Origin of the sequence: Rhodopirellula maiorica SM1 (assembly GCF_000346295.1) — a bacterium.
GTDB lineage: Bacteria > Planctomycetota > Planctomycetia > Pirellulales > Pirellulaceae > Novipirellula > Novipirellula maiorica.
In genome coordinates, this window is sequence record NZ_ANOG01000820.1 from 1 (window position 1) to 2,805 (window position 2,805).

2 protein-coding genes and 1 pseudogene are annotated in these 2,805 nt (G+C 55.7%); all 3 read right to left on the minus strand.

Annotated elements, in window-relative coordinates; translation table 11 throughout:
• Positions 1-349, minus strand: a pseudogene (locus RMSM_RS26695) (phosphatidate cytidylyltransferase); the annotation flags it as partial.
• A gap of 81 nt (positions 350-430) precedes the next feature.
• The gene (gene uppS, locus RMSM_RS26700; protein WP_008704155.1) at positions 431-1,192 is read right to left on the minus strand and encodes a polyprenyl diphosphate synthase; all 762 of its coding nucleotides are present in this window, start codon (positions 1,190-1,192) and stop codon (positions 431-433) included.
• Between the two features lie 33 nt (positions 1,193-1,225).
• Entirely contained in the window at positions 1,226-2,551 is a 1,326-nt protein-coding gene (locus RMSM_RS26705; protein WP_008704157.1) for an adenylosuccinate synthase, read from the minus strand.
• Positions 2,552-2,805 lie beyond the last annotated feature (254 nt).

A 2,805-nucleotide genomic window follows, 5' to 3' on the forward strand; every position in this document is an offset into this window, starting at 1 on the left:
CAGCTAGGGTGATCATGACCGCCGCGATCGCCGCTGCTACGATCCAACCCAATCGTCCCATGGGGCAATCCAACGGATACGACGAATCAAACAAGGGCCAGAGCATCGGCACGCATGCCGACAACGTGACCAATGCGGTCGTGAACATGGCGATCGATCGCGAAACATTTCGACCACTGGCCGACAACAGTTGCGATAGGTCCGATGCGGTACCCAAAGCAAAAAACAGCAGGAGCGGAATCAACCAGAGTCCTTCGGCGCCGGCGAACGCGTGATTCGCATCCAAGTAGATCAGCAGCCCGACGATGGAAATCAAGACAGCCGAAGTTTTTAGACGGTCAATAAGCACGCGTTTTTCCTAGAGCGATGGGGGCCGAGGCGATTGCATATTCGCGGGCGATGCGTTGATTGGGAACTGCAACACGTACGGTCACTCATTCACGTTCAGTCCGCCGAAACGTCGTTGACGAAGCGCGAAGTCGTCAATCGCGGTGAGAAAGTTTTCACGCGTGAATTCGGGCCAACAGGTGTCAGTGATCCACAATTCGGAATAACTCAATTGCCACAGTAAAAAATTACTCACTCGCATGTCGCCGCCGGTGCGAATCATCAAATCAACATCGGGCAATCCCGCGGTATAAAGTCTCGCGGTGATCAGTTCTTCGCTAATTTCGTCTTCACGGAGAGTACCCGCCGCGACTTCGAGCGCGAGTTCTCGGGCGACTTTGGTGATCTCGTCTCGGCCACCGTAATCAATCGCCAACACCAATTGGGTACCGGGATTGGATTCGGACATCGCCAAGGTTTTGTCCATTTCAGTGATCACGTTCTCAGGCAATCGATCTCGTCGACCGATCACCTTCAATCGCAAACCCTGGTCCATGATGGTGCGGCGTTCCTCGATCAGATATTGCTCGAGCAAGTGCATCAAGAATTCGAGTTCCGCCTTGGGACGTTTCCAATTCTCGCTCGACAAACAATACAGCGTGATGGCGTCGATGTTCAGTTCGGTCGCCGTTTCGCTGACCATTCGCACGGTTTCGACACCGCGGCGATGGCCTTCGATTCGCGGTAAATCACGAGCTTGAGCCCATCGGCCGTTGCCATCCATGATGATCGCGATGTGCCGAGGGCGTTTGCTCTCGGCACGGTCGTCTTCCTGAGTAGCACGCGTTTTCGCTGGATCCTTCATCTTGCAGTTCGCCTTACTTGCGATGCTTCCTGACTAGCTAAGCGGTTGCAGTGCAAGTTCCGATGCGGCATCGGTAAAGATCGTTTGTGCGCGATCCGGGCCGACCGATAGGACGCCCACGGGAACGCCAACGAGTTCTTCGATGCGTCGGACGTAATCCATGGCACCGGTGGGGAATTGATCCATACGGCGAACATCGTCTACCGGTTCTTTCCAACCTGGAATCGTTTCATAGATCGGTTTGCAGCGACGTAGTTCGTCCGCATGACTTGGGAATCGTTCGATTCGTTTGCCATCCAATTCGTAGGCGACACAGACCTTTAACTCATCCAAGTGCGCCAAGACGTCCATCATCATCAATGCCAACCGCGTCACGCCACTTAGCCGTGCGGTGTAGCGAACGGCAACGGCATCGAACCAACCACAACGTCGTGGACGACCCGTGGTGGTTCCGTATTCGTTGCCCAAGTCGCGGATTCGGTCGCCCGTGGCATCGTCAAGTTCGGTGACGAAGGGACCGCCACCGACGCGAGTGCTGTAGGCTTTGCAAACCCCAAGGACCGTATTGATCCACTTTGGCGGTACCCCGGCACCGGCACAAACACCGACGCCGCTGCTGTTGCTGCTGGTGACAAATGGATAGGTACCATGGTCGATATCCAGCAAGGCGCCCTGCGCCCCTTCGAACAGGATACGTTTATCCGCTTCGGTCGCATCGAGCAGCAGATCGGTCGTGTCGCCGATCATGTCCTTCAGTCGGTCTGCCCACGCCGCAGCCATCGGCACGACCACTTCGGGTGCAACTTTTTGTAGTTCTTCGTCGGATGCGCCGAGGTTTTTCAGCAGCTGGATTTTTTGCTCCGCAACCGTGCGAATGCGTTCGTCTCGCTGCGGTTGGATCAAATCAGTCATGCGAATCGCATGGGTGCGTCCCACTTTGTCGCGATAACACGGGCCAATGCCACGGTTGGTCGTGCCAATCGATTCACCGCGGACCTCGGTCGCGTTGATCTGGCGATCTTCGGCGATATGCCAAGGCATCACCAGGTGAGCCCGTTCGCTGATCATCAAGTTCTTGGCACAGTCCACCCCGCGAGGCGCCAAGGCATCAATTTCGTCGAGCATCGTCGACGGATTGATCACCACCCCGGGCGTGATGAGATTTTGAACCTGGGGATGCAAGATCCCACTGGGAATGTGATGCAATTTGTAGGTTTGATCGCCCGCGACCACGGTGTGCCCCGCGTTGGCACCTCCTTGGTAACGAACCACGATATCGAACTGAGGTGCAAGCAGATCGACCAGCTTGCCTTTCGCCTCGTCGCCCCACTGCAGACCAATGACACAAGTACCCGACACCAAACGAACTCCCAAGAACTTTGGGGGGGGAAATTCCCGGGGGGGAAATCCCCACGGCGCAAACGGAAAAGCCTAAACCCCAGCGCGGATGCTGGCAAGCAGGTGGAGAGTAACTGGAACGAAAGTTCCCAATCGATCGCGACCCTATTGAGCAGCCGAGGCCCAGATTTTTTTGCTGCCGCATCAATCAGTGGCGTGAACTCTCCGATTTCTACCGCGTTTATTTCCTTGCTCGTGTTTGCGGAACAGCAATA

Bases quoted from the DNA above. Each gene is read 5' to 3' on its own strand.
- uppS (WP_008704155.1), bottom strand. From the start codon at position 1,192: ATGAAGGATCCAGCGAAAACGCGTGCTACTCAGGAAGACGACCGTGCC.